This window comes from Pseudomonas sp. 91RF, assembly GCF_003576265.1.
GTDB classification, from domain to species: domain Bacteria; phylum Pseudomonadota; class Gammaproteobacteria; order Pseudomonadales; family Pseudomonadaceae; genus Aquipseudomonas; species Aquipseudomonas kribbensis.
The window spans coordinates 104,111-127,541 of sequence record NZ_QWFC01000047.1 but is presented as its reverse complement, the minus strand read 5'-3'; the positions used below and the strand labels follow the sequence as shown (position 1 = coordinate 127,541).

Annotated in this window: 18 protein-coding genes; 12 read left to right on the top strand and 6 right to left on the bottom strand. The window is 61.0% G+C overall.

All coding sequences use genetic code 11. The annotated features are described in order from the left end of the window. Window positions 1-21: 21 nt before the first annotated feature. From rpsR to dnaB, 4 genes are all read left to right on the top strand, one after another. Window positions 22-252 carry a 30S ribosomal protein S18 gene (gene rpsR, locus DXT77_RS23920; RefSeq protein ID WP_002551829.1) on the top strand — a complete coding sequence of 77 codons (231 nt, stop codon included), beginning with the start codon at window positions 22-24 and terminating at the stop codon, window positions 250-252. Window positions 253-289: 37 nt separating this feature from the next. Further along, complete coding sequence (locus DXT77_RS23915) at window positions 290-1,180, top strand: hypothetical protein (protein WP_085711164.1); 891 nt, start codon at window positions 290-292, stop codon at window positions 1,178-1,180. 19 nt (window positions 1,181-1,199) lie between these two features. After that, window positions 1,200-1,646, top strand: coding sequence for a 50S ribosomal protein L9 (rplI, locus tag DXT77_RS23910; protein ID WP_003186385.1), 447 nt, complete (start codon window positions 1,200-1,202; stop codon window positions 1,644-1,646). A 120-nt stretch (window positions 1,647-1,766) separates the two neighbouring features. Then, window positions 1,767-3,164 carry a replicative DNA helicase gene (dnaB, locus tag DXT77_RS23905; RefSeq protein ID WP_119429442.1) on the top strand — a complete coding sequence of 466 codons (1,398 nt, stop codon included), beginning with the start codon at window positions 1,767-1,769 and terminating at the stop codon, window positions 3,162-3,164. A 6-nt stretch (window positions 3,165-3,170) separates the two neighbouring features. Here dnaB and DXT77_RS23900 read toward each other — a convergent pair whose 3' ends face one another. Continuing rightward, the gene (locus tag DXT77_RS23900) at window positions 3,171-5,750 is read right to left on the bottom strand and encodes a hypothetical protein (RefSeq protein WP_147407024.1); all 2,580 of its coding nucleotides are present in this window, start codon (window positions 5,748-5,750) and stop codon (window positions 3,171-3,173) included. Between the two features lie 161 nt (window positions 5,751-5,911). On the opposite strand from DXT77_RS23900, the gene DXT77_RS23895 reads away from it, so the two are divergent. The 4 genes from DXT77_RS23895 (at window position 5,912) to DXT77_RS23880 (ending at window position 15,178) form a co-directional block, all read left to right on the top strand. Then, window positions 5,912-8,224: a YgiQ family radical SAM protein gene (locus DXT77_RS23895; RefSeq protein ID WP_119429440.1), complete on the top strand. Its 2,313-nt coding sequence runs from the start codon at window positions 5,912-5,914 to the stop codon at window positions 8,222-8,224. A 210-nt stretch (window positions 8,225-8,434) separates the two neighbouring features. Then, complete coding sequence (locus tag DXT77_RS23890; RefSeq protein ID WP_119429439.1) at window positions 8,435-11,710, top strand: DUF2126 domain-containing protein; 3,276 nt, start codon at window positions 8,435-8,437, stop codon at window positions 11,708-11,710. 88 nt (window positions 11,711-11,798) lie between these two features. Next, window positions 11,799-14,285: a circularly permuted type 2 ATP-grasp protein gene (locus DXT77_RS23885; protein WP_119429438.1), complete on the top strand. Its 2,487-nt coding sequence runs from the start codon at window positions 11,799-11,801 to the stop codon at window positions 14,283-14,285. After that, window positions 14,285-15,178: a transglutaminase family protein gene (locus DXT77_RS23880; protein ID WP_119429437.1), complete on the top strand. Its 894-nt coding sequence runs from the start codon at window positions 14,285-14,287 to the stop codon at window positions 15,176-15,178. The genes DXT77_RS23885 and DXT77_RS23880 overlap by 1 nt, the downstream gene beginning before the upstream one ends. A 126-nt stretch (window positions 15,179-15,304) precedes the next feature. Here the strand turns inward: DXT77_RS23880 and DXT77_RS23875 are convergent, their stop codons facing one another. Together DXT77_RS23875 and DXT77_RS23870 are read right to left on the bottom strand one after the other, a co-directional pair. After that, window positions 15,305-15,484 carry a hypothetical protein gene (locus DXT77_RS23875; RefSeq protein WP_085648078.1) on the bottom strand — a complete coding sequence of 60 codons (180 nt, stop codon included), beginning with the start codon at window positions 15,482-15,484 and terminating at the stop codon, window positions 15,305-15,307. Window positions 15,485-15,552: 68 nt separating this feature from the next. Beyond that, entirely contained in the window at window positions 15,553-16,140 is a 588-nt protein-coding gene (locus tag DXT77_RS23870; RefSeq protein WP_119429436.1) for a TIGR00730 family Rossman fold protein, read from the bottom strand. A 339-nt stretch (window positions 16,141-16,479) separates the two neighbouring features. Here DXT77_RS23870 and azu point away from each other — a divergent pair, with 339 nt between their 5' ends. Beyond that, window positions 16,480-16,926, top strand: a complete 447-nt coding sequence (azu, locus tag DXT77_RS23865; RefSeq protein ID WP_065258792.1) for an azurin — start codon at window positions 16,480-16,482, stop codon at window positions 16,924-16,926. Window positions 16,927-16,981: 55 nt separating this feature from the next. Here the strand turns inward: azu and nadE are convergent, their stop codons facing one another. From nadE to DXT77_RS23850, 3 genes are all read right to left on the bottom strand, one after another. Beyond that, a complete protein-coding gene (gene nadE, locus DXT77_RS23860; protein WP_119429435.1) occupies window positions 16,982-17,809 on the bottom strand; it encodes an ammonia-dependent NAD(+) synthetase in 828 nt (275 codons plus the stop codon). A 4-nt stretch (window positions 17,810-17,813) separates the two neighbouring features. Then, entirely contained in the window at window positions 17,814-19,037 is a 1,224-nt protein-coding gene (pncB, locus tag DXT77_RS23855; RefSeq protein ID WP_085685119.1) for a nicotinate phosphoribosyltransferase, read from the bottom strand. 107 nt (window positions 19,038-19,144) lie between these two features. After that, a complete protein-coding gene (locus tag DXT77_RS23850; protein WP_119429434.1) occupies window positions 19,145-20,050 on the bottom strand; it encodes a LysR family transcriptional regulator in 906 nt (301 codons plus the stop codon). Here DXT77_RS23850 and DXT77_RS29845 point away from each other — a divergent pair. From DXT77_RS29845 to DXT77_RS23840, 3 genes are all read left to right on the top strand, one after another. Beyond that, complete coding sequence (locus DXT77_RS29845; RefSeq protein ID WP_158593104.1) at window positions 20,049-20,201, top strand: hypothetical protein; 153 nt, start codon at window positions 20,049-20,051, stop codon at window positions 20,199-20,201. The two genes, DXT77_RS23850 and DXT77_RS29845, sit on opposite strands and share 2 nt — an antisense overlap. Before the next feature lie 10 nt (window positions 20,202-20,211). After that, a complete protein-coding gene (locus tag DXT77_RS23845; RefSeq protein ID WP_119429433.1) occupies window positions 20,212-21,702 on the top strand; it encodes an aldehyde dehydrogenase family protein in 1,491 nt (496 codons plus the stop codon). A gap of 173 nt (window positions 21,703-21,875) precedes the next feature. Then, complete coding sequence (locus DXT77_RS23840; protein WP_119429432.1) at window positions 21,876-23,159, top strand: FAD-binding oxidoreductase; 1,284 nt, start codon at window positions 21,876-21,878, stop codon at window positions 23,157-23,159. Window positions 23,160-23,431: the final 272 nt, after the last annotated feature.

Below are 23,431 nucleotides of genomic sequence, written 5' to 3'. Positions count from 1 at the left end.
ACCTTTTAAGGAGCCTATCAAATGGCACGTTTCTTCCGTCGTCGTAAATTCTGCCGCTTCACCGCTGAAGACGTGAAGGAGATCGACTACAAAGATCTCAACACTCTGAAAGCCTACGTATCCGAGACCGGCAAAATCGTTCCAAGCCGCATCACCGGTACCAAAGCTCGTTATCAGCGTCAGCTGGCCACCGCTATCAAGCGCGCCCGCTTCCTGGCCCTGCTGGCCTACACCGACAGCCACGGCCGCTGAGACCGGGTAGTCGACAAGTAAGTAAGGGATCGAATGCATGCGTGCCTTGGCTGAATTCATCATGCGGGGGCGTATGCAGGCCACGCTGGTCGTGGCCGGATCTGCGGCATTGCCGCTGTTGTTCTGGTTGAGTGCCGCTGCAGGTTGCCTTGTGCTCCTGCGGCGCGGTTCGGACGCCTTGAGCGTCCTGGGTGTGGGAGTGCTGTCAGCGTTGGTGAGCTGGCACTACCTCAAAGACCCGACGGCACTGATAGTGCTGCTCGGGGCTTGCGGTCTGGCGCTGGTTTTACGCGCCGAACACACCTGGAATCGCGTGCTGCTGGTCAGCGTGGCCGTGGGATTGTTGATTGCCGTGAGCCTGGGAACCGTTTTCGGTTCCTTCACCGAAGCGCTGGCGCAGACGTTTGAACAAGTCTTGCCGCTGGCGATGGGTGAGGTCTACGAGAAATTCTCGGCAGACCAGAAGGCGATTCTCACGGGATTGGCGGTCCCACTGTCGATCATTTCGACAGCGGTGTCGTTGCAGGTCTTTAGCGTGCTGTGCCTGATTCTTGGGCGCTACTGGCAGGCGTTGTTGTATAACCCCGGCGGTTTCGGTCGCGAGTTTCGCGCCATCCGACTGCCGAAAGGCGTTGCGCTGTCGCTTCTGGCCGTCATGTGTGTGGCACCGTTCTTCGGTCTGCACGCACTGGTTCTGTTGCCGTTGTGCAGCGTGCCGCTGTTCTTCGCCGGTCTGGCCCTGGTTCACGGGCTGGTGGCGCAGAAACGGCTGGCCGGTTTCTGGCTGGTGGGGATATACGTCACGCTCGTGCCTTTCATGCACTTGCTCGGTCCGTTGCTTGTGGTCTTGGCCATTGTCGACAGCCTGATTGATTTTCGCGGTCGTCACGTGTCGAAAGACACCGATAACGCGAACGGTGAAGGTTAAAAGTTAAGAGGATTTCCACATGCAACTGATCCTTCTGGAAAAAATCGCCAACCTGGGCAACCTGGGCGACAAAGTAAACGTTAAGGCCGGTTACGGCCGTAACTACCTGCTGCCTTTCGGCAAAGCCACCGCTGCGACCGCTGCCAACCTGGCTGCGTTCGAAGAGCGTCGCGCTGAGCTGGAAAAAGCCGCTGCCGACCGTAAAGCATCGGCTGAAAGCCGTGCTGCCCAACTGGCCGAGCTGGAAGTGACCATCACTGCCACCGCTGGCGACGAAGGCAAGCTGTTCGGTTCGATCGGTACTCACGACATCGCTGACGCACTGACCGCCTCTGGCGTTGAAGTTGCGAAAAGCGAAGTTCGTCTGCCGAACGGCACCATCCGCAACGTGGGTGAATTCGACGTGGCTGTGCACCTGCACGCCGAAGTTGAAGCCACCGTACGCGTTGTCGTGGTAGCAGCTTAAGCAACACCCTGATCGACTGGCGGCTTGTCCGTCAGACGGTTAACATCGGGCACGATCCTGTCTACAGGTCGTGCCCTTTGTCTTTCTGCAATCCCTGCTTTTCCTGAATTAAAAGTGGCCATGAACGAAATCTCCGCTCCCGAGCAATACGATCTGCAAACCGCCGCGCTGAAGGTGCCGCCGCATTCCATCGAGGCCGAACAGGCCGTGCTCGGTGGTCTGATGCTGGACAACAACGCCTGGGAACGCGTGCTCGATCAAGTCTCCGACGGCGATTTCTACCGGCATGACCACCGTCTGATTTTCCGCGCGATCGCCAAACTGGCCGATCAGAACTCGCCGATCGACGTCGTGACCCTTGCCGAGCAACTGGACAAGGAAGGTCAGACTTCGCAAGTCGGCGGCCTCGGATACCTCGGTGAACTGGCGAAAAACACGCCGTCCGTCGCCAACATCAAGGCCTATGCGCAGATCGTTCGCCAGCGTGCGACGTTGCGCCAGTTGATCGGCATCAGCAACGATATCGCCGATGCCGCTTTCAACCCGGAAGGCCGCACGGCCGAAGAGATCCTCGACGAAGCCGAACGGCAGATCTTCGCGATTGCCGAGGCCCGGCCAAAAACCGGCGGCCCGGTGGGTGTGAATGACCTGTTGACCAAAGCCATCGACCGCATTGACACCTTGTTCAATACTTCGGACGCGATCACCGGCCTGTCCACCGGTTACACCGACCTCGACGAGAAGACCAGCGGCCTGCAACCGGCCGACCTGATCATCGTCGCCGGCCGTCCGTCGATGGGTAAGACGACTTTTGCGATGAACCTGGTGGAAAACGCCGTACTGCGCAGCGACAAGGCAGTGCTGGTGTACTCCCTCGAGATGCCAGGCGAATCGTTGATCATGCGTATGCTGTCGTCCCTCGGCCGCATCGACCAGACCAAGGTGCGTTCCGGTCAGTTGGAAGACGACGACTGGCCACGCCTGACCTCGGCGGTCAACCTGCTCAACGACCGCAAACTGTTCATCGATGACACCGCCGGCATCAGCCCGTCGGAAATGCGTGCCCGGACCCGGCGTCTGGTGCGCGAGCACGGTGACATCGGCCTGATCATGATCGACTACCTGCAGCTGATGCAGATCCCGGGCTCCAGCGGTGACAACCGGACCAACGAAATTTCAGAGATCTCCCGATCCCTGAAGGCTCTGGCCAAGGAATTCAACTGCCCGGTGGTGGCTCTGTCGCAGCTCAACCGCTCCCTGGAACAACGTCCCAACAAGCGCCCGGTGAACTCCGACTTGCGGGAATCCGGAGCGATCGAGCAGGACGCCGACGTCATCATGTTCGTGTACCGGGACGAGGTGTATCACCCGGAAACCGAGCATAAAGGCATCGCCGAAATCATCATCGGCAAACAGCGGAACGGCCCGATCGGCTTTATCCGCCTGGCCTTCATCGGCAAGTACACGCGCTTCGAGAACCTCGCGCCGGGCAGTTATAACTTCGACGATGACGAGTAGGGCGAGTCATGCCAGGTGATCGAACAGTTTCTGGGCGACCCGCGGACTGATGAATTCCCGCCAGATCCGCTGGTGGGGCCGACCTGCCTGTTCTTCGCGCTGTTGAAACGTGCTGCCGAGCTTGCTTTGTTCCAGGGTTTTCAAGTGTGCACCCTTGAGCGTGTAGTCCAGTGCCGCGCGATCTTGCCTGTCGTAGTGAAAGTGGGCCTCCCACAACGGCGCATTATCTGAACGGTCGTTGATCGAGTAGACATCGAGGAACGACTTGTCCCTTCCCTTGCCCGTTTGGCTGCGATCTACCGTTTTCACTATTTTCAGCTGTGAGTGATCGAGCAGGAAGTTCAGGCGCAGTACATCCAGCACATCCTTGTTTTTGTACATCCGTATCAGAATGGATTGTCCTTCGGCCTCCATTGATGCCGCGGCGTTTCTGAGCCGGCTGATCAATCCGCTTGACTCGGCGTCCTCTGCTACCCGGCCGGTAGCCACCAGACGTTGCGCCAGATCCCTGAAGCGATCCGTTTCTGCGCCCAGAAATTCGACGATATTGGTCGGATTGGCTTTACGGGCTTCCATGAGCCGGGCCTGGGTAACATGTTCATCCACGCGTGCAAGACTTTCAGTCGCGTTGTTCACAAGTTGTGGTCCGGGTGTGAGAGTGGCGGCAGGGCGAATCTGTCGCCACTCACCTTCGATTTTTTCGTAGCGTTGAGGTGGCTCATGTGGCTTGAAAAGATCGGGAACCTTGAGCGTAACGCTGCCATCCGCTGCGGTGTCCTGCACTCCGACCAGAACCCGGTAAGTGCCATGATGGCGTGTCCGGAACAGTTTTCGCGGGGCGGTTGCCTCGGTCTCTCCAGCGGGTTGCTCCGGAAGAAAATCGAAATCGATATCCTGGTCGTAAAGAGGTAACTGGCTGTTGCTGTCGACCTGTTCATGGATTGCGTTCAGGCGGTTGTCGATTTTCGTTTCGAACGTATCCATCAAGGACAGCGCCTGGCTGACGTATCCCGCCTTTACCGGGTCCGCTGAAGTATCCAGGGATTCGAATCCGGCTCTGTCGCTCCTGATGTTTTCCAGCGTCAATTGCAGTGCCAGCGGTTCGGAGTAGCCAGAGACTTCGTTCAAGTCCTTTTTCAGCAAGTGCATGCCCATGGCACTGCGCATACCGAAAGGTGGCGGGTTTTCGGGGTCGTCGGAAATCAGGCGCAGGCAGATGTTGTACTGGCTGGAATGGATCTGGTCTACGGTGGGTACACCATGGTTCAAGTCATCCAGTTCGGATGTTGCACTACGGTCGGCTTTGCGAACCTGATCCATCACAACCTGACGATCATCCATGATCTTCAGCTTTTTGTTGAGATGGGCAAAGTTGTTCTTCAGCGATTCGACCGTTATCGCATTCACGGTCGGATAGACCCTGCGATCCATGACGGCGATCAATTTGTTGAAATAGTCGACTCTGTTCAATTGAAGAGCATGCAGTTCGCTTTTGTAGAGTCCGCCGGCCTTCAGCAGGATCAACCAGTCCTTGTTGTCGATCAGTGACCTGGCGTATTCGGCCTGCATTCTTGTGTGCTTGATGACATGCACTTCAAGCTTGATCAGTGCTTCCTTTTCGGCCTGGCTTCCCTCGGGAAGATATCGGGCGCTGTCCCAGAGTTCTCCATAGCGCTTGTTGGACGCGGCCAACGCCTCGAAGGCGTTTCTGACGGGCTCATACCGTTGAAGCAAATAGGCTTTGTTGTCCTGGGTCTGTGCGGTGCGGCGCATGCCTCCCTTGAGTCCATCCAGACTTGTCGTCCAGATGCCATCGGCATTGCGGGTGATGGCCAGCGTTTCGCCGGATCGGCTTGCGCGATAGATATTTTCGCTGTCAACGGCGACCGGGTCCTTCGGATTGACGACGCGCCAGACATTGCGCTTGGGAGATGAAGCGTCAACGTCGCGCATCACCTGATGGGCATGGTTCTCGATGATGACGTAGCGCTTGCCTTCGAAACCATGCAGACCGTCGCTGTCCGGTTCTGCTCCGGAGAAGTCCAGAGGCGTCCTGAAGGTCTCCAGCCGGCTGGCAGAGAGCGGGAGTGGGCTCTTTTCGAAGTCGATCAGCGGGTGCCATCGGCTGCTGTGGGGATCATGGAAGAGAATCGGCCCGGAGGGCCTTGATTCGCTTCCCAGTCTGGCCCGATAGAGAGCAGTGTCGGGATCCAGGCTGATTTGCAGGATGCTGCCATCGTACATATCGATGAACTGTCGGCCCTTGAACCTTCTGAATCCTGATGCGTCGGCGACCGGCAATCGGGGGTTCGGGGCAACCCTGTAGGCATCAAGTAAAGGCGGTGTGGGTATTGCGGGCGGGTATGAATGAGTTTCGCTGACGCTCACCGATGGCGCTGGAGAGATCATGTCCGGGTCTGTGCTGTCCGGGATTCTGCCCGATGTCCTTCCATTGATGAGACTGTGCTCGACAGGAAGGATGGTTTGCGAGGCGTCGTGCCGTGGCAGATGGTCATGGGTTGATCGCAAAGGCGGGTTATGGACCTCGACGGTGGTTGCGCCTTTTGACGGAGGTTTTGCAGGCATCTGTATTCATCCTTGAATAAGTTGAAGGGCATCTTTTGGAACCGGTGTGTGGCAGGCGGGACAAAGGGGAGAGAAACCGACCACGGCCGTCGGAATTGGTCAAAATTTGTGCTATATTCCGCGCCCGCGAAATTCAATGAAAGCCAACACCGGTTATCGACATGCAAGCAGCCAAGCCGTTATTTGACTATCCAAAATATTGGGCCGAATGTTTCGGGCCAGCGCCATTCCTGCCGATGAGCAGGGAGGAGATGGATCAGCTCGGCTGGGATTCCTGCGACATCATCATTGTCACGGGAGATGCCTACGTCGATCACCCGTCGTTCGGCATGGCGATCATCGGCCGGCTGCTGGAGTCCCAGGGCTTCCGCGTCGGGATCATCGCGCAGCCGAACTGGCAGTCCAAAGACGACTTCATGAAGCTCGGCGAGCCTAACCTGTTCTTCGGCGTCGCGGCCGGCAACATGGACTCGATGATCAACCGCTACACCGCGGACAAGAAAATCCGTTCCGACGACGCCTACACCCCGGGTGGCATGGCCGGCAAGCGTCCGGACCGCGCGAGCCTGGTCTACAGCCAGCGCTGCAAGGAAGCCTACAAGCACGTGCCGATCGTGCTCGGCGGCATCGAAGCCTCCCTGCGCCGCATCGCCCACTACGACTACTGGCAGGATCGTGTGCGCAACTCGATCCTGATCGACGCCAGCGCCGACATCCTGCTGTACGGCAACGCCGAACGCGCGATTGTCGAAGTCGCCCAGCGTCTGTCCTACGGTCACAAGATCGAAGACATCACCGATGTGCGCGGCACCGCGTTCATTCGTCGCGACACGCCTGCGGGCTGGTACGAAGTCGATTCCACGCGCATCGACCGTCCGGGCAAGATCGACAAGATCATCAACCCGTACGTCAACACCCAGGACACCCAGGCTTGCGCGATCGAGCAAGAGAAAGGTCCGGTTGATGATCCGGAAGAAGCCAAGGTCGTACAGATCCTGGCCAGCCCGAAAATGACCCGCGACAAGACCGTGATCCGCCTGCCGTCGATGGAAAAGGTGCGTAACGACCCGGTCCTGTACGCCCACGCCAACCGCGTGCTGCACCTGGAAACCAACCCGGGCAACGCCCGTGCGCTGGTGCAGAAGCATGGCGAGATCGACGTCTGGTTCAACCCGCCGCCGATTCCGATGACCACTGAAGAAATGGACTACGTGTTCGGCATGCCTTACGCACGTGTTCCGCATCCTGCGTACGGCAAGGAAAAGATCCCGGCCTACGACATGATCCGCTTCTCGGTGAACATCATGCGTGGCTGCTTCGGCGGCTGCACCTTCTGCTCGATCACCGAGCACGAAGGCCGGATCATCCAGAACCGTTCCGAAGAGTCGATCATTCGCGAAATCGAAGAGATCCGCGACAAGGTCCCGGGATTCACCGGCGTTATTTCCGACCTCGGCGGCCCGACCGCGAACATGTACCGCATCGCCTGCAAGAGCCCGGAAATCGAATCCGCGTGCCGCAAGCCGTCCTGCGTGTTCCCGGGCATCTGCCCGAACCTGAACACTGACCACTCGTCGCTGATTCAGCTGTATCGCAGCGCCCGTGCGTTGCCGGGTGTGAAGAAGATCCTGATCGCCTCCGGCCTGCGTTACGACCTCGCGGTCGAGTCGCCGGAGTACGTCAAGGAGCTGGTGACCCACCACGTCGGCGGTTACCTGAAGATCGCCCCTGAGCATACCGAGGAAGGTCCGCTCAACCAGATGATGAAACCCGGGATCGGCACCTACGATCGCTTCAAGCGCATGTTCGAGAAGTACACCAAGGAAGCGGGGAAAGAGCAGTACCTGATTCCGTACTTCATCGCCGCGCACCCGGGCACCACCGACGAAGACATGATGAACCTGGCCCTGTGGCTCAAAGGCAACGGCTTCCGTGCCGACCAGGTGCAGGCGTTCTATCCGTCGCCGATGGCCACCGCCACCGCGATGTACCACTCAGGCAAGAACCCGCTGCGCAAGGTCACCTACAAGAGCGACGGTGTGACCATCGTCAAGAGCGAAGAACAGCGTCGTCTGCACAAGGCGTTCCTGCGTTATCACGACCCGAAAGGCTGGCCGATGCTGCGTGAAGCGCTGATCCGCATGGGCCGTGGCGACCTGATTGGGCCGGGCAAGCATCAGTTGATCCCGACGCATCAGCCGGCCACCGACAGCTACCAGAGTGCCCGTCGCAAGAACTCGACGCCGGCCGGCAGCCATAAAGTGGCAAAGGACGTGAAAGAGAAGACCACCAGGATCCTCACCCAGCACAACGGTCTGCCACCGCGCGCCAGCGACGGCGGCAATCCGTGGGACAAGCGTGAACAGGCCAAGGCCGCGGCATTCGCCCGCAACCAGCAGGCCGCCAAGGAGCGCAAGGAAGCGGCGAAAGGCAAAGGGCCGAAGCCGGCTCGCAAGCCGGTCGTACCGCGCTGAAACGCACTTGAGTGAACAGAACGCCAACCTTCGGGTTGGCGTTTTGCGTTGTGCCTCGCAACATTTGCGTGCAACTGTGCCAAACCATTTCACCGCATCGCCCGATTTTGGTGCTGTACTGCCCTGAGCATTCCGGGAAAGCGCCCAAGCCTCTGCATGGCATAAGTCTTGCGCACTTTCGAATACGCTTGGGCTCGCAGGAGGCACGCCGTGTCGATTCATGTCGCATTGCATCACGTCACGCATTACCGCTACGACCGCGCTGTCGAACTCGGCCCGCAGATCGTGCGCCTGCGCCCGGCTGCCCACAGCCGCACGCGGATTCTGTCTTATTCGCTGAAAGTCTCGCCCGAGCAGCACTTCATCAACTGGCAGCAGGATCCCCAGGGCAACTACCTCGCCCGACTGGTGTTTCCCGAGAAAACCGCCGAACTGCGGATCGAGGTCGACCTGTTGGCCGAGATGGCGGTGTTCAATCCGTTCGATTTTTTCCTCGAGCCCTACGCCGAGAAAATCCCCTTCGCCTACGCCGCCGATGAGCGCAAGGAACTGGCGCCGTACCTCGAAACCCTGCCGCTGACGCCGAAATTCAAGGCCTACCTGGACGCCATCGACCGCACGCCGCTGCCGGCAGTGGACTTCCTCGTGGCGCTCAACCAACGCCTGAGCGAGGACATCAATTACCTGATTCGCATGGAACCGGGCGTGCAAATCCCGGAACACACCCTCGAACACGCCTCCGGCTCCTGCCGCGACTCCGCGTGGTTGTTGGTGCAACTGTTGCGCAATCTCGGACTGGCGGCGCGTTTCGTCTCCGGCTACCTGATTCAACTGACCGCCGACGTGAAGAGCCTCGATGGCCCGTCCGGCACGGAAGTGGACTTCACCGATCTGCATGCCTGGTGCGAGGTGTACCTGCCCGGCGCCGGCTGGATCGGCCTCGATGCGACATCGGGGCTGTTCGCCGGTGAAGGGCATATCCCGTTGGCCTGCAGTCCCGATCCGTCCTCGGCGGCGCCGATCAGTGGTCTGGTGGAGCCTTGCGAATGCGAGTTCAGCCACGAAATGTCGGTGGAGCGGATCTGGGAAGCGCCACGGGTGACCAAGCCCTACACCGATGAACAGTGGCTGGCGATCCAGGCGCTGGGCCGGCAGATCGATGCCGACCTGCTGGAAGGCGATGTGCGGCTGACCATGGGCGGCGAACCGACTTTCGTGTCCATCGATGACCCCGACGGCGCCGAATGGAACACCGCCGCGTTGGGCCCGGACAAGCGCCGGCTCTCCGCCGAATTATTCCAACGCATGCGTAAACATTACGCGCCCAAGGGGCTGGTGCATTTCGGCCAGGGCAAGTGGTATCCGGGTGAACAACTGCCGCGCTGGTCGCTGAACTGTTACTGGCGCCCCGACGGTGTGCCGATCTGGCACAACAACGCATTGATCGCCGATGAGCAACAGGATTACGGCGCCGATGGCGCATTGACCGGGCGCTTTCTGGCGAGTGTCGCCGAACGCCTGAAACTGCCGACACGTTTTGTGTTTCCGGCCTACGAAGACAATTTCTATTACCTCTGGCGCGAGGGCGCGTTGCCGAGCAACGTCAGCGCCGAAGATTCGCGTCTGGAGGAACCGCTGGAACGTGCGCGACTGCGCAAGGTATTCAGTCAGGGCCTGGACAAGGTCATTGGTCAGGTGCTGCCACTGGCGCGCACCGCCAAGGGTGATCAATGGCAGAGCGGGCGCTGGTATCTACGCGATGAACATTGCCGGCTGGTGCCGGGAGACTCACCGCTGGGCTATCGCCTGCCGTTGGGTTCGCAGCCCTGGGTGAAGGCGGCGGAGTATCCGTTCATTCATCCGAACGACCCGAATCAGGACTTCCCCGAACTGCCCGATACCGATCAACTCAATCGTCACGACGCGCCGGCTGCGGCGGATGAACGGGTGCCGAAGATCGACGAGTCCGCCGACTGGCTGACCCGCACCGCGTTCTGCGCCGAGGCTCGGGAAGGACGGTTGTATCTGTTCATGCCGCCGCTGGAGCGGGTCGAGGATTATCTGGAGCTGGTGGCCGCCATCGAAGCCACCGCCGAGGAACTGCACTGTCCGGTGCTGCTGGAAGGCTACGAGCCGCCGAGCGATCCGCGTCTGAGCAACTTCCGTATTACGCCGGATCCCGGCGTGATCGAGGTCAACGTCCAGCCGTCCGCAACGTGGGATGAGTTGGTCGAGCGCACCGAGTTCCTGTACGAGGAGGCGCGCCAGACCCGACTGTCCACCGAGAAATTCATGATCGACGGGCGACACACCGGCACCGGTGGCGGTAACCATTTCGTACTCGGCGGAGCAACGCCGGCGGACTCCCCGTTCCTGCGACGCCCGGATCTGCTGCGCAGTCTGATCAGCTATTGGCACAACCATCCCTCGTTGTCCTACCTGTTTTCCGGTCTGTTCATCGGCCCGACTTCTCAGGCGCCACGCGTCGATGAAGCGCGCAACGATGCGCTGTATGAGCTGGAAATCGCCTTCGCGCAAATGCCGGCGCCGGGAGAAGAATGTCCGCCATGGCGGGTGGACCGGCTGCTGCGCAATCTGCTGATCGACGTCACCGGCAACACCCATCGCGCCGAGTTCTGCATCGACAAGCTGTATTCACCGGATGGCGCCACCGGGCGCCTCGGTCTGTTGGAGTTGCGTGCGTTCGAAATGCCGCCCCATGCGCGCATGAGCCTGGCTCAGCAGTTGTTGCTGCGGGCACTGGTGGCGCGGTTCTGGCGCGAGCCTTATGCGCCGCCGAAACTGGCGCGCTGGGGCACCGAACTGCATGACCGTTTCCTGCTGCCGCACTTCATCGAGCAGGACTTTGCCGACGTCATCGTCGAGCTCAACAATGCCGGCTATCCGCTGCGTGCCGAATGGTTTGCGGCGCATCTGGAGTTTCGCTTTCCCAAGGTCGGCGATTACGCCGTCAACGGCATCGAGCTGGAACTGCGTCAGGCCCTTGAACCCTGGCATGTGCTGGGCGAGGAGGGCACGGCGGGCGGTACGGTGCGCTACGTCGACTCATCGCTGGAGCGTTTGCAGGTCAAACTCACAGGGTTGCCGCCGCAGCGTTATCTGCTGACCTGCAATGGCATCCCGGTGCCGCTGCAATCGACCGGGCGGGTCGGCGAGTTTGTCGCCGGAGTGCGTTTCCGTGCCTGGCAACCGGCCAACTGTCTGCAACCGACGATCCCGGTGCACGCGCCGCTGGTGTTCGACCTGCTCGACACCTGGATGCAGCGCTCGCTGGGCGGCTGCCAGTACCACGTCGCCCATCCGGGCGGGCGTAATTACGAGACGTTGCCGGTCAATGCCAATGAAGCGGAGAGCCGGCGCATGGCGCGTTTCTTCCGCGTCGGACACACGCCGGGGAAACTTCCGATACCGAACCTGACAATCTCCGACGAGTTCCCGATAACACTCGATTTACGACGTTTTTGATTCGTACACGACCCCCGGATTTTTCGTATATCCGGGCGTCATGTGCCTGCGTTAGTCTGACCGTTCCTTGCCGGCTGCCGAGCTTTCCATGCCTGACCTGCTTGACCGCTACCCGCTGACGGCGGGCACCTATCACGAACTGCTCGACGACAGCGGAGCGGTGCGTCCGCACTGGCAGCGACTGTTCGACCAATTGCAGCGCAGCACCCCGGCGCAACTGGTGCAGCGTCAGGCGCTGCTGACCCGGCAGATTCAGGAAAACGGTGTCACCTACAACGTCTATGCCGACCCCAAGGGCGCGGATCGTCCGTGGGAGCTGGATCTGCTGCCCCATGTGATCGCCGCCGACGAGTGGCAACAACTGTCGGCCGGGATCGCCCAGCGTGCGCGGTTGCTCAATGCGGTGCTGGCGGATCTGTACGGGCCGCAGCGGCTGATCAGCGAAGGGCTGCTGCCGGCGGAACTGGTATTCGGTCACAACAACTTCCTCTGGCCCTGTCAGGGCATTGCGCCCCCGGACGGGGCCTTTCTGCATCTGTATGCCGTGGATCTGGCGCGCACGCCGGACGGCCGCTGGTGGGTGACGGCGGATCGTACCCAGGCACCGTCGGGCGCCGGTTATGCGTTGGAAAACCGCACCATCGTGTCCCGGGCCTTCCCCGAGCTGTACCGGGACTTGAAAGTGCAGCATCTGGCCGGATTCTTCCGCACCTTGCAGGAAACCCTGGCCCGTCAGGCACCTTGCGATGATGACGCGCCGCTGGTGGTGTTGCTGACCCCGGGGCGTTTCAACGAAAGCTATTTCGAGCATCTCTATCTGGCGCGCCAGCTCGGTTATCCGCTGGTGGAGGGCGGCGACCTGACGGTGCGTGATGCCACGGTCTACCTGAAAACCCTCAGTGGCCTGCGCCGGGTCCACGCGATCATGCGTCGGCTCGACGATGACTTCTGCGATCCGCTGGAGCTGCGTACGGATTCGGCGCTGGGCGTTCCCGGGCTGCTCGAGGCCGTGCGTCAGGGCCGGGTGCTGGTGGCCAATGCGCTGGGCAGCGGCGTGCTGGAGTCGCCGGGGCTGCTGGGCTTTTTGCCGAAGATCAATCAGTACCTGTTCGGTGAAGAGCTGATCCTGCCTTCCATCGCTACCTGGTGGTGCGGTGAGGCGCCGGTGCTGGCGCAGGCGTTGGAGAAGTTGCCGGAGTTGCTGATCAAACCGGCCTTTCCATCTCAGAGCTTCGCCCCCGTTTTCGGGCGTGATCTGAGCGAAAAACAGCGCCAGAGTCTCGCCGAGCGCATGCAGGCCCGGCCTTATGCCTATGTCGCGCAAGAACTCGCTCAACTGTCCCACGCGCCGATCTGGCAACCCGAGGACGGCCAGTTGCAACCGCGAGCCATCGGCATGCGCATGTATGCGGTGGCCAGTCATGACGGTTATCGGGTGTTGCCCGGCGGCCTGACCCGGGTGGCGGCCGAGGCCGATGCCGAAGTGGTATCGATGCAGCGCGGTGGCGCGAGCAAGGACACCTGGGTGCTGGGCGACCGACCGCCAAGCGGCGAGCAATGGAAGACCCAGCGCAATATCGGCGTGCACGATCTGGTACGCCGCGATCCGTACCTGCCGTCGCGGGTGGTGGAAAACCTGTTCTGGTTCGGCCGTTACTGCGAGCGTTGCGACGACAGCGCGCGGCTGCTGCGGATCATGCTGGCGCGCTACGTCGACGGTGATGATCCGCAGGCCCTGCAAGCGGCGGTAGCGCTCGGCGAGCGGCTGATGCTGCTGCCGGACGAAGGCGAGCTGCCGGAGCGCTTGCTCGCGGCCCTGCTCGGTGAGGACTGGTCGTTCAGCCTGCGTTCCAACCTGCAACGCTTGCAGTGGGCGGCGTCGCAGGTGCGCGGCAAGCTCTCGCGGGAAAACTGGCAGGCGCTTGTGGAATTGCAGCGCGAAGCGACGGAGCTGGATACCGACGAGCCGGACTTCGGCGAGTTGCTGGATTTTCTCAACCGGCTGGTGATGTCGCTGGCAGCGTTGTCCGGCTTTGCTCTTGACGACATGACTCGCGACGAAGGCTGGCGCTTTCTGATGATTGGCCGGCGGATCGAACGCCTGCAATTTCTCAGCAGCAGCCTCGCCGGTTTCCTGCGTGGCGCCGGGGCGTTCGATCAAGCGGGGCTGGAATGGTTGCTGGAACTGGGCAACAGCAGCATCACCTATCGCTCGCGTTATCTGGCGGTGGCGCAATTGATCCCGGTGCTCGACCTGTTGTTGCTGGACGAGCAGAACCCCCATGCGGTGCTGTTCCAGTTGAAACTGGTGACGCGCACCCTCAAGCGTCTGAACGATGATTTTGGTGTGCCGAGGGAGGCCGGGTTGCCAGCACTGGTCGAACGTCTGGCGCGCTTCGATCTGGGGTGTCTGGAAAATCCATTGTTCGGCGAATCCAGCGTGCGTGCCGCGCTCGAAGGGCTGGCGGATCTGCTGCAAGACATCGCCGACGCCAGCGGCCAGGTCTCCGATCGTCTGGCCCTGCGCCATTTCGCCCATGTCGATGATGTCAGCCAGCGCACGGTGTCCGTCTGATGAATGCCCATTACCAGATCCTTCACGACACCTGCTATCACTACGACAGCCCGGTCTCCCTGGCACAGCAGCTTGCGCATCTGTGGCCTCGCGAATGCGCCTGGCAGCGCTGCACTGAACAGCAATTGCTGATCAGCCCGGATCCGACCACGCGTCGTGACGAGCAGGACGTGTTCGGCAATCCGCTGACGCGGCTGGCGTTTGAACGGCCTCACGATGAATTGCAGGTCAACGCACGGCTGACGGTCGAGGTGCTGGCGCGGCCGGCGCTGGATTTCAATCTGTCCCCGGCCTGGGAGCAGACCCGCAATGCTCTGACCTACAGCAGTCAGCCGTTGTCCGCCGAATTGCTGGAGGCCTGCCGTTACCGGTTTCAGTCACCCTACGTTCACTTGAAGCGCAGCTTCGTCGAGTTCTCCGAAAGCTGTTTTCCACCCGGGCGACCGTTGCTGCTGGGCGTGCAGGCGTTGATGGAAAAGATCTTCGACGAATTCACCTTCGATGCCGAGGCCACGCAGGTCGCGACGCCGCTGGTCGAGGTGCTGGAGCGCCGGCGCGGGGTCTGTCAGGACTTCGCCCACCTGATGCTGGCCTGCGTGCGTTCCCGAGGGCTGGCGGCGCGCTACATCAGCGGTTATCTGCTGACACGGCCGCCACCGGGGCAACCGCGACTGATCGGCGCCGATGCGTCCCATGCCTGGGTTTCGGTGTTTTGTCCGGTGCTTGGCTGGGTGGATTTCGATCCGACCAACAATGTGCAACCGGCACTGGAGCACATCACCCTGGCCTGGGGCCGGGATTTCTCCGATGTGTCGCCGTTGCGCGGGGTGATTCTGGGAGGGGGGAGCCATGATCCCGAGGTGCGGGTCACGGTGATGCCGTTGGAGGAATAAAAACAAATGTGGGAGCCAGCCTGCTGGCGATTAGGGTGTCACATCTGAAATGGATGCGACTGACCCATTGCAATCGCGAGCAGGCTCGCTCCCACGGGGTTGTGTTCAGTGGCCCTGCGGTGTTGCTCAGGCGTCGGGCGCCGGGTCTTTCGGTGCCTCGACATCATCATCGGTCGCCACTTCACCGTCAGGGTTCAGTGCCGCTTCTTCAGCCATCTGTTTCTTGCGCTGAAGCTTTTCCTCTTTCTTCTGTTCCTTGGCCAGGTCACGTTGACGCTTGGCGAAGGAGTAATTGGGTTTGGCCATGGGCGATCCTCTGGGGTCGAAGGTGAGGTTGAGCGGCGCGTATTCTGCCCTGTATCGGTGCCCGGGGGTTAACCGGGTTTCTGGTCGACCCACTTTGGCGTGACGGTCGGCTGCCACTGGTCGAGGGCATCGAGCAACGATTGCGGCGATTCACTCACTTGCAGCATGTCACGGTGCGGTGCGCGAACGAAGCCTTCGCCGACGATGTGATCGAGAAATGCCGTGAGTTTGCTGTAGAAACCATTCACTTCCAGCAGGCCCAGCGGCTTGCCGTGGTAACCGAGCTGGCCCCAGGTCCAGACTTCGAATAGTTCTTCCAGGGTGCCGAGGCCGCCGGGCAGGGCGATGAACGCATCGCTGAGTTCGGCCATGCGGGCCTTGCGCGCGTGCATGCCGTCGACCACTTCCAGGCGCGTCAGGTTCTTGTGACCGATTTCCTTGTCCATCAGGCTCTGCGGAATGATGCCGATCACTTCGCCGCCGGCCGCCAGCGCGGCGTCCGCGACAATCCCCATCAAACCCACGGCGCCACCGCCGTAGACCAGCTTCAGCTTGCGCTCGGCAATGGCGGTGCCGAGGGCGATGGCGGCTTCGGTGTACGCCGGGGTGGTGCCGGCGTTGGCACCGCAAAATACACAAACGGATGTGAGAGACATGCCTTCCTCCTGGGTCAATCGGTCACAGGGTAATGGCTGGCACGCCTCGATCCAAGGGCTAGACTTCGCGTTTCGGGGTTTCACAGGTGCCGCTGGCGCCACAGGCGTAAGCGGCGAGCACACTGCACAACAGGCTGTTGAAGGACATGACTGATGCTCCAGTTGAGTTGAGCCCTGAAGATACGTCCCGGCCAAACGTCTGGCTGTTAGATTGTTTCGATGAGTGTCATAGCCTGAAAGTTGTATACAATTTTTGACTCAAGTCATAGGAACTTGCGAAGATTTCAGGCAGTCTTTCCACCATTCGTGTTTTTGTTAACCCTGCCTTGGAGATTCACCATGTTTTCCAAAGTTGTTGCGGTATCCCTGCTGGCGCTGGCCAGCAGCCAATTGATGGCTGCCGAGTGCAAAACCACCGTCGACTCCACCGACCAGATGTCCTTCAACACCAAGGAGATCGTGATCGACAAGAGCTGCAAGACCTTCACTGTCGAACTGACCCACTCCGGCAGCCTGCCGAAAAACGTCATGGGCCATAATCTGGTAGTCAGCAAGACTGCTGACATGCAGCCGATCGCCACCGACGGCCTGGCCGCCGGTATCGACAAGAACTACCTGAAGGACGGTGACGAGCGCGTCATCGCCCACACCAAGATCATCGGCGCCGGCGAAAAAGATTCGCTGACCATCGATGTATCGAAACTGGCAGCCGGCACCGATTACGGCTTCTTCTGCTCGTTCCCTGGCCACATCTCGATGATGAAAGGCACAGTGGTTGTGAAGTAAGAAAACCGCAGTCCAAAAAAAGCGTCCCGAGGGACGCTTTTTTCATGCCTGAAATTCAAGGCGCAAACGGCATGACCCGCTTGTGATGGGTCTTCTTGTAGGTGTTGACGATGATGTCGAACGCTTCCTGACGCACCGGCTCGCCATGCAGGAACGCGTCGATCTCGGCGTAAGTCACGCCGTGGGACGCTTCGTCCGGCTTGCCCGGCGACAGGTCTTCCAGATCCGCCGTCGGCACTTTTTCCACCAGCGATTCCGGTGCACCGAAGCTGCGGGCGATGGCCCGGACCTGGTTTTTCACCAGACCGCTCAGTGGTGCCAGATCGCAGGCGCCGTCACCGAACTTGGTGAAGAAACCCATCACCGCTTCCGCCGCGTGGTCGGTACCGATCACCAGACCATGGGCCGCGCCGGCGATGGTGTACTGGGCGACCATGCGCATCCGCGCCTTGGTGTTGCCGAGCACGAAATCCACCGACACCGCGTGCTTGCCTTCGAAGGCTGCGACTTCGCCGGCCAGGGATTTCACTGCCGGGCCGATGTTGACGGTGTGACGCTCGTCCGGGGCGATGAAGTCCACCGAGGCCTGGGCGTCGTGTTCATCGAACTGCACGTCGTACGGCAGGCGCACGGCGATGAACTTGTAGGCCTCGTCTCCGGTGCGCTCGCGCAGTTCACGCATGGCGCGCTGGGCCAAAAGGCCTGCGGTCAGCGAATCGACACCGCCGCTGATGCCCAGCACCAGGGTCTTGAGCCCGGAACTGGTCAGGCAATCCTGGATGAAGGTGATGCGTCGGGCGACTTCCGCTTCAAGGGCCTGGTAATCGGCGAACGGCGGCTGAACGTTGAGCTGTTCAGCAATCTCACGCTGTACGGCTTGCATGAATTCACTCCTTGCTAGAAAGGCTGGAAACGGCAGGAACCTGGAAAACGTGTCGCAAATAGGCGACGAAATTCGGGTCTTTGCAGTGGGTCTTGCCCGGCTCGTCGGAGATCTTTGCCACCGGTTGGCCGTTGCAAGCGGTCATTTTAAGCACGATGCTCATCGGTTCGACACCCGGAATGTCACAGGTCAGGTTGGTGCCGATGCCGAAGCTGACATTGATCCGCCCCCGCAACGCCCGGAAGATCTCCAGCGACTTGGGCAGCGTCAGGCTGTCGGAGAACACCAGGGTCTTGCTCATCGGGTCGATGCCGAGCTTGTGATAGTGAGCGATGCATTTTTCGCCCCACTGCACCGGATCCCCGGAGTCATGGCGCAAACCGTCGAACAGCTTGGCGAAGAACAGATCGAAATCGCCGAGGAACGCGTCGGTGGTGATGCAGTCGGTCAGGGCGATCCCCAGCAAGCCACGGTACTCGCGGACCCAGCAATCGAGGGCGGCGATCTGGCTGTCGATCAGCCGTGGGCCGAGTTGCTGGTGCGCCATTATCCACTCGTGAGCCATGGTGCCCAGGGGTTTCATGTCCAGTTCGCGGGACAGGTGCACGTTGCTGGTGCCGACGAAACGTCCGGGGAAGTCGTGCTTGAGCACGTTCACCACTTCTTCCTGCACACGGTAGGAAAACCGGCGGCGTGTGCCGAAATCGGCGACCTGCAACTGCGACAATTCTTCGGCCGAAGCGTTGGCGGTCAGCCAGTCGAACTTGCGGTACAGCTGCTCGCGGGCCTGTTCCAGCACGGTTTCACGGTAGCGATAGCGGTTGCGCACTTCGCTGACGATCGCCAGCAACGGCACTTCGAACAGAATCACATGCAGCCACGGCCCGCGCAGGCGGATGAACAGCTCGCCGTTCTCGATGCCGGTGTGCAGGTAACGCAGGTTGAAGCGGAACAGACCGAGGAACCGCAGGAAATCCGGCTTGAGGAACGAGATGCGCTCGAGAAAGCTCAACTGATCGGCGCTCAGGCTCAACTCGGCCAGACGCTCGACCTGAAAGCGGATCTCCGCCAGATACGGGCGCAGATCTTCACTGTTACGGCAACGGAACTCCCATTCGACTTCGACGTTGGGGTAGTTGTGCAGCACCGCCTGCATCATCGTCAGTTTGTAGAAGTCGGTGTCGAGCAGGTTCTGCACGATGCGATCGGCAAACACACTCTCGCTCATAACGGGGTCTCCAGGCGGGCCGCGCGTTGGCGCGGTATCAATCAATGGCGCTAGTGGCGCATATCCGGGGTGTGGATTGCCAGCGATTTTTATCCCGGCACCGGCCCTCAGACCGCGTCAGGACTGTCGATCTGCTCCAGCATCCACTTCACGAAATCCCGCACCTTGGGCACTTCCGCCGCGTGTTCCGGGTAGGCCAGGTAATACGCGTCGGTGCTGGGCATTGCATGCTGCCAGGGAATGACCAGTTTGCCGTCGGCCAATTCCTCTTCCACCAGAAACCTCGGCAGCAACGCTACGCCGCAGCCGACCTGCGCCGCGCGGATGCACATATAAAAGGTTTCGAAGCGCGGGCCGTGGTAGCTGTGCTCGGTCTGATGGCCCTGGCTGTCGAACCAGTCGTGCCACGCTTGCGGGCGCGAAGCATTCTGCAGCAGCACCAGATCGGTGAGTTGCGTTGGATCAGTCAACGGCGTGTCCGGCAGGCTGCCGGGCGCGCACACCGGAACCAGCTCTTCGCCGAACAGCTTCAGGCACTCGGTGCCGGGGCGTGAACCCTGGCCGAAATAGAACGCCAGGTCGCTGCGCCCTTGCAGCAAGTCATCGGCCTCCTGCTCGTTGCACAGGTCCAGATGAATCGACGGATGGCGCAGGCGCCAGCCCTTGAGGCGCGGCACCAGCCAGCGGGCGCCGAAGGTCGAGGGTGTGGAGACGCGCAGGACTTCGGTCTCGCCGCCGTAGGAACGCAGGTAATGGGTCGACATCTCGACCTGGGTCAGGATTTTTCTGACTTCCACCAGGTACAGATCGCCGGCCGGGGTCATCTGCAAACGGCGGCGTACCCGACGGAACAACAAGTGCTGCAGCAATTCTTCGAGCTGCGCCACCTGCTTGCTGACAGCGCTCTGGGTCAGGTTCAGTTCCTCGGCGGCCCGGGTGAAACTCAGGTGCCGGGTCACGGCCTCGAAGCACTGCAGCGCGGTGATCGACGGCAAGTGGCGTTTGTTCAGCATGGGCGATCCTTTTCTTGTCTTTCTGCGCAGCATGAATAAACGGAATGATATCTCGCGTAAAGGTCGTTTGTTGCATGGCCTTCCTGAAGCTACAACTAAAGGCCTGCCCGGTCGTGAAGGCGCGACCGCACACATTCAGTTTTTTGCTTGAGGAGTGACCCATGGTTGCCGCATTGCTTGATCGTCTTGGTGTGAACCCGGCCCTGTACCAGAACGGCAAAGTGCCGGTGCATTCGCCCGTCGACGGCAGCCGCATCGGCGCCGTGAACTGGGAAGGCCCGGCCGAAGTCGAGCAGCACATCAGTCGCGCAGATCATGCGTTCGAACAATGGCGCAAGGTGCCGGCCCCCCGTCGCGGCGAACTGGTGCGTCAGTTCGGCGAAGTGCTGCGGGAATACAAGGCCGACCTCGGCGAGCTGGTGTCGTGGGAGGCGGGCAAGATCACCCAGGAAGGCCTCGGTGAAGTGCAGGAGATGATCGACATCTGCGACTTCGCCGTCGGCCTGTCCCGTCAGTTGTACGGTTTGACCATCGCTTCCGAGCGTCCGGGCCACCACATGCGTGAAACCTGGCACCCGCTGGGCGTGGTCGGCGTGATCAGTGCGTTCAACTTCCCGGTCGCGGTATGGGCGTGGAACACCACGCTGGCGCTGGTCTGCGGCAACCCGGTGGTGTGGAAACCGTCGGAAAAGACTCCGCTGACCGCACTGGCCTGTCAGGCGCTGTTCGAGCGCGTACTGAAGAATTTCAGCGATGCCCCGGCGCATCTGAGCCAGGTGATCATCGGCGGCCGCGATGCCGGCGAAGCGCTGGTGGATGACCCGCGTGTCGCGCTGATCAGCGCCACCGGCAGCACCCGCATGGGCCGCGAAGTGGCGCCGAAAGTCGCCGCGCGCTTCGCCCGCAGCATCCTTGAACTGGGCGGCAACAACGCCATGATCCTCGGCCCGAGCGCCGATCTGGACATGGCGGTGCGCGCCATTCTGTTCAGCGCCGTCGGCACTGCCGGTCAGCGTTGCACCACGTTGCGTCGCCTGATCGCCCATGAATCGGTGAAAGAAGAAATCGTCACCCGCCTGAAAGCCGCGTACTCCAAAGTCCGTATTGGCCATCCGCTGGAAGGCACCCTGATCGGCCCGCTGATCGACAAACACAGCTTCGAAAACATGCAGGACGCGCTGGAACAAGCGCTGAGCGAGGGCGGCCGGGTGTTCGGTGGCAAGCGCCAACTGGAAGACCAGTTCCCCAACGCCTACTACGTGTCGCCGGCCATCGTTGAAATGCCGGAGCAGAGCGATGTGGTGTGCAGCGAAACCTTCGCACCGATCCTGTACGTGGTCGGCTACAGCGATTTCGACGAGGCGCTGCGCCTGAACAATGCCGTGCCGCAAGGCCTGTCGTCGTGCATCTTCACCACTGATGTGCGCGAGGCCGAGAAATTCATGTCGGCAGTCGGCAGCGACTGCGGCATCGCCAACGTCAACATCGGCCCGAGTGGCGCGGAAATCGGCGGCGCGTTTGGCGGTGAAAAGGAAACCGGTGGCGGTCGCGAGTCGGGCTCGGATGCTTGGCGCGCCTACATGCGCCGCCAGACCAACACCGTGAACTACTCGCTGGAGTTGCCGCTGGCGCAGGGCATCACATTCGACTGATCCCTTCGGTCAAATGGAGATCCCCTTGTGGGAGCGGGCTTGCCCGCGAATGCGGTGGTTCAGTCGACATTAAAGTTGGCTGAAACGCCGCTTTCGTCGGAGCGTCGTCCGGAGCAGGCTCGCTCCCACATTATTGAACTGTGTGTTTGTTAGGTTTCTGTTGGAGTCTGGCAATGCCGTTACGCGAAGAATGTCTGTGGGAAAAACTCACGCCGCAACGACCGGATAACCCGGCGCTCAGGGGCGAGGTCAAAGTCGATGTCTGCGTGATCGGCGCCGGGTTTACCGGGCTGTCGGCGGCGCTGCATCTGTTGGAGAAAGGCAAAAGCGTCTGCGTGCTTGAAGCCCATCGCGCCGGGCAGGGTGGCTCCGGGCGCAATGTCGGGCTGGTCAACGCCGGGATGTGGATCCCGCCGGACGAGATCGAGGCCGGCTTCGGCGAGGCGGTCGGCAGCCAGCTCAACCGCATGCTCGGTGCGGCGCCGGCGCTGGTGTTCAGCCTTGTGGATAAATACGACATCGATTGCCAGTTGCGCCGCGAAGGCACCCTGCACATGGCGCACAACGCCAAGGGTGAGGCGGATCTGCGCAGTCGCGAAGAGCAGTGGAAACGCCGCGGTGCGCCGGTTGAACTGCTGACCGGCAAGGCCTGTGAACAGGCGACCGGCACGCAGAAGATTGCCGCCGCGCTGCTGGATCGACGTGCCGGCACGCTCAATCCGATGGCGTATGTCACCGGCCTGGCGAAAGCCGTGGCGGGGCTCGGCGGGCAGATGTTCGATCATTCCCCGGTCACCCGCCTTGAGCGTCAGGGCCAGCAATGGTCGGTGCAGACCGGTCAGGGCTCGGTCCAAGCCGAGCAAGTGGTCATTGCCTCCAACGCTTACACCGAAGGCGACTGGACCGAACTCAAACGCAATTTCTTTCCCGGTTACTACTATCAGGTCGCTTCGGTGCCGCTCACCGAAGATGCGGCTCAGGAAATCCTGCCGGGCGGGCAGGGCTCGTGGGATACCCGCCAGGTGCTGAGCAGCATCCGCCGCGACAAGGATGGCCGCTTGTTGCTGGGCAGCCTCGGTAACGGCAATCAGAAACCGACCTGGTTCCTCAAGGCCTGGGCCGACCGGGTGCAGCAGCATTACTTCCCCAACCTCAAGCCCGTCGAATGGGAATGCACCTGGACCGGGCGCATCGCTTTCACTCCCGATCACTTGATGCGCCTGTTCGAGCCAGCCCCCGGATTGGTGGCCGTCACCGGTTACAACGGCCGTGGCGTAACCACCGGCACCGTGGTCGGCAAGGCCTTCGCCGACTACCTGTGTAACGGAAATCCTCAGGCCTTGCCGATTCCCTTTGCACCGATGCAGCCCCTGACAGGCGTTGGCCTGCGCAGTTGCCTGTACGAGGCCGGGTTCTCGCTGTATCACGCGGGCCAGTGCCTGCGCATCGTCATCTGAGTGTTGAAATATGTTGCCGGAAGCGGCGCTTTTCGATGTAGCGACTAGCCTGTAATGGTGCGGGTTGTAGCAGTCCCGCACCAGCAGTGTGCAGTTCGGTGACGCGGGCTGTTACAGGCTGGTTGCACGTCGTTTGGCGCCGCGGTTGCAATGATGGCGCGTGCGGGTTGCGCCTGAAAAAACAAATGGTTTCACCTTCCGCGGTTTAGACGGTTGCACGCCCAATGAAAATGGGAACGAAACAGTCGAAAAAACAAGAAAGCAGCGACTTT

Excerpts from the sequence above, each read along its gene's own strand:
- rpsR (WP_002551829.1), top strand. The coding sequence starts at position 22 with ATGGCACGTTTCTTCCGTCGTCGTAAATTCTGCCGCTTCACCGCTGAA.
- DXT77_RS23915 (WP_085711164.1), top strand. The coding sequence starts at position 290 with ATGCGTGCCTTGGCTGAATTCATCATGCGGGGGCGTATGCAGGCCACG.
- rplI (WP_003186385.1), top strand. The coding sequence starts at position 1,200 with ATGCAACTGATCCTTCTGGAAAAAATCGCCAACCTGGGCAACCTGGGC.
- dnaB (WP_119429442.1), top strand. The coding sequence starts at position 1,767 with ATGAACGAAATCTCCGCTCCCGAGCAATACGATCTGCAAACCGCCGCG.
- DXT77_RS23900 (WP_147407024.1), bottom strand. The coding sequence starts at position 5,750 with ATGCCTGCAAAACCTCCGTCAAAAGGCGCAACCACCGTCGAGGTCCAT.
- DXT77_RS23895 (WP_119429440.1), top strand. The coding sequence starts at position 5,912 with ATGCAAGCAGCCAAGCCGTTATTTGACTATCCAAAATATTGGGCCGAA.
- DXT77_RS23885 (WP_119429438.1), top strand. The coding sequence starts at position 11,799 with ATGCCTGACCTGCTTGACCGCTACCCGCTGACGGCGGGCACCTATCAC.
- DXT77_RS23880 (WP_119429437.1), top strand. The coding sequence starts at position 14,285 with ATGAATGCCCATTACCAGATCCTTCACGACACCTGCTATCACTACGAC.
- DXT77_RS23875 (WP_085648078.1), bottom strand. The coding sequence starts at position 15,484 with ATGGCCAAACCCAATTACTCCTTCGCCAAGCGTCAACGTGACCTGGCC.
- DXT77_RS23870 (WP_119429436.1), bottom strand. The coding sequence starts at position 16,140 with ATGTCTCTCACATCCGTTTGTGTATTTTGCGGTGCCAACGCCGGCACC.
- azu (WP_065258792.1), top strand. The coding sequence starts at position 16,480 with ATGTTTTCCAAAGTTGTTGCGGTATCCCTGCTGGCGCTGGCCAGCAGC.
- nadE (WP_119429435.1), bottom strand. The coding sequence starts at position 17,809 with ATGCAAGCCGTACAGCGTGAGATTGCTGAACAGCTCAACGTTCAGCCG.
- pncB (WP_085685119.1), bottom strand. The coding sequence starts at position 19,037 with ATGAGCGAGAGTGTGTTTGCCGATCGCATCGTGCAGAACCTGCTCGAC.
- DXT77_RS29845 (WP_158593104.1), top strand. The coding sequence starts at position 20,049 with ATGGGCGATCCTTTTCTTGTCTTTCTGCGCAGCATGAATAAACGGAAT.
- DXT77_RS23850 (WP_119429434.1), bottom strand. The coding sequence starts at position 20,050 with ATGCTGAACAAACGCCACTTGCCGTCGATCACCGCGCTGCAGTGCTTC.
- DXT77_RS23845 (WP_119429433.1), top strand. The coding sequence starts at position 20,212 with ATGGTTGCCGCATTGCTTGATCGTCTTGGTGTGAACCCGGCCCTGTAC.
- DXT77_RS23840 (WP_119429432.1), top strand. The coding sequence starts at position 21,876 with ATGCCGTTACGCGAAGAATGTCTGTGGGAAAAACTCACGCCGCAACGA.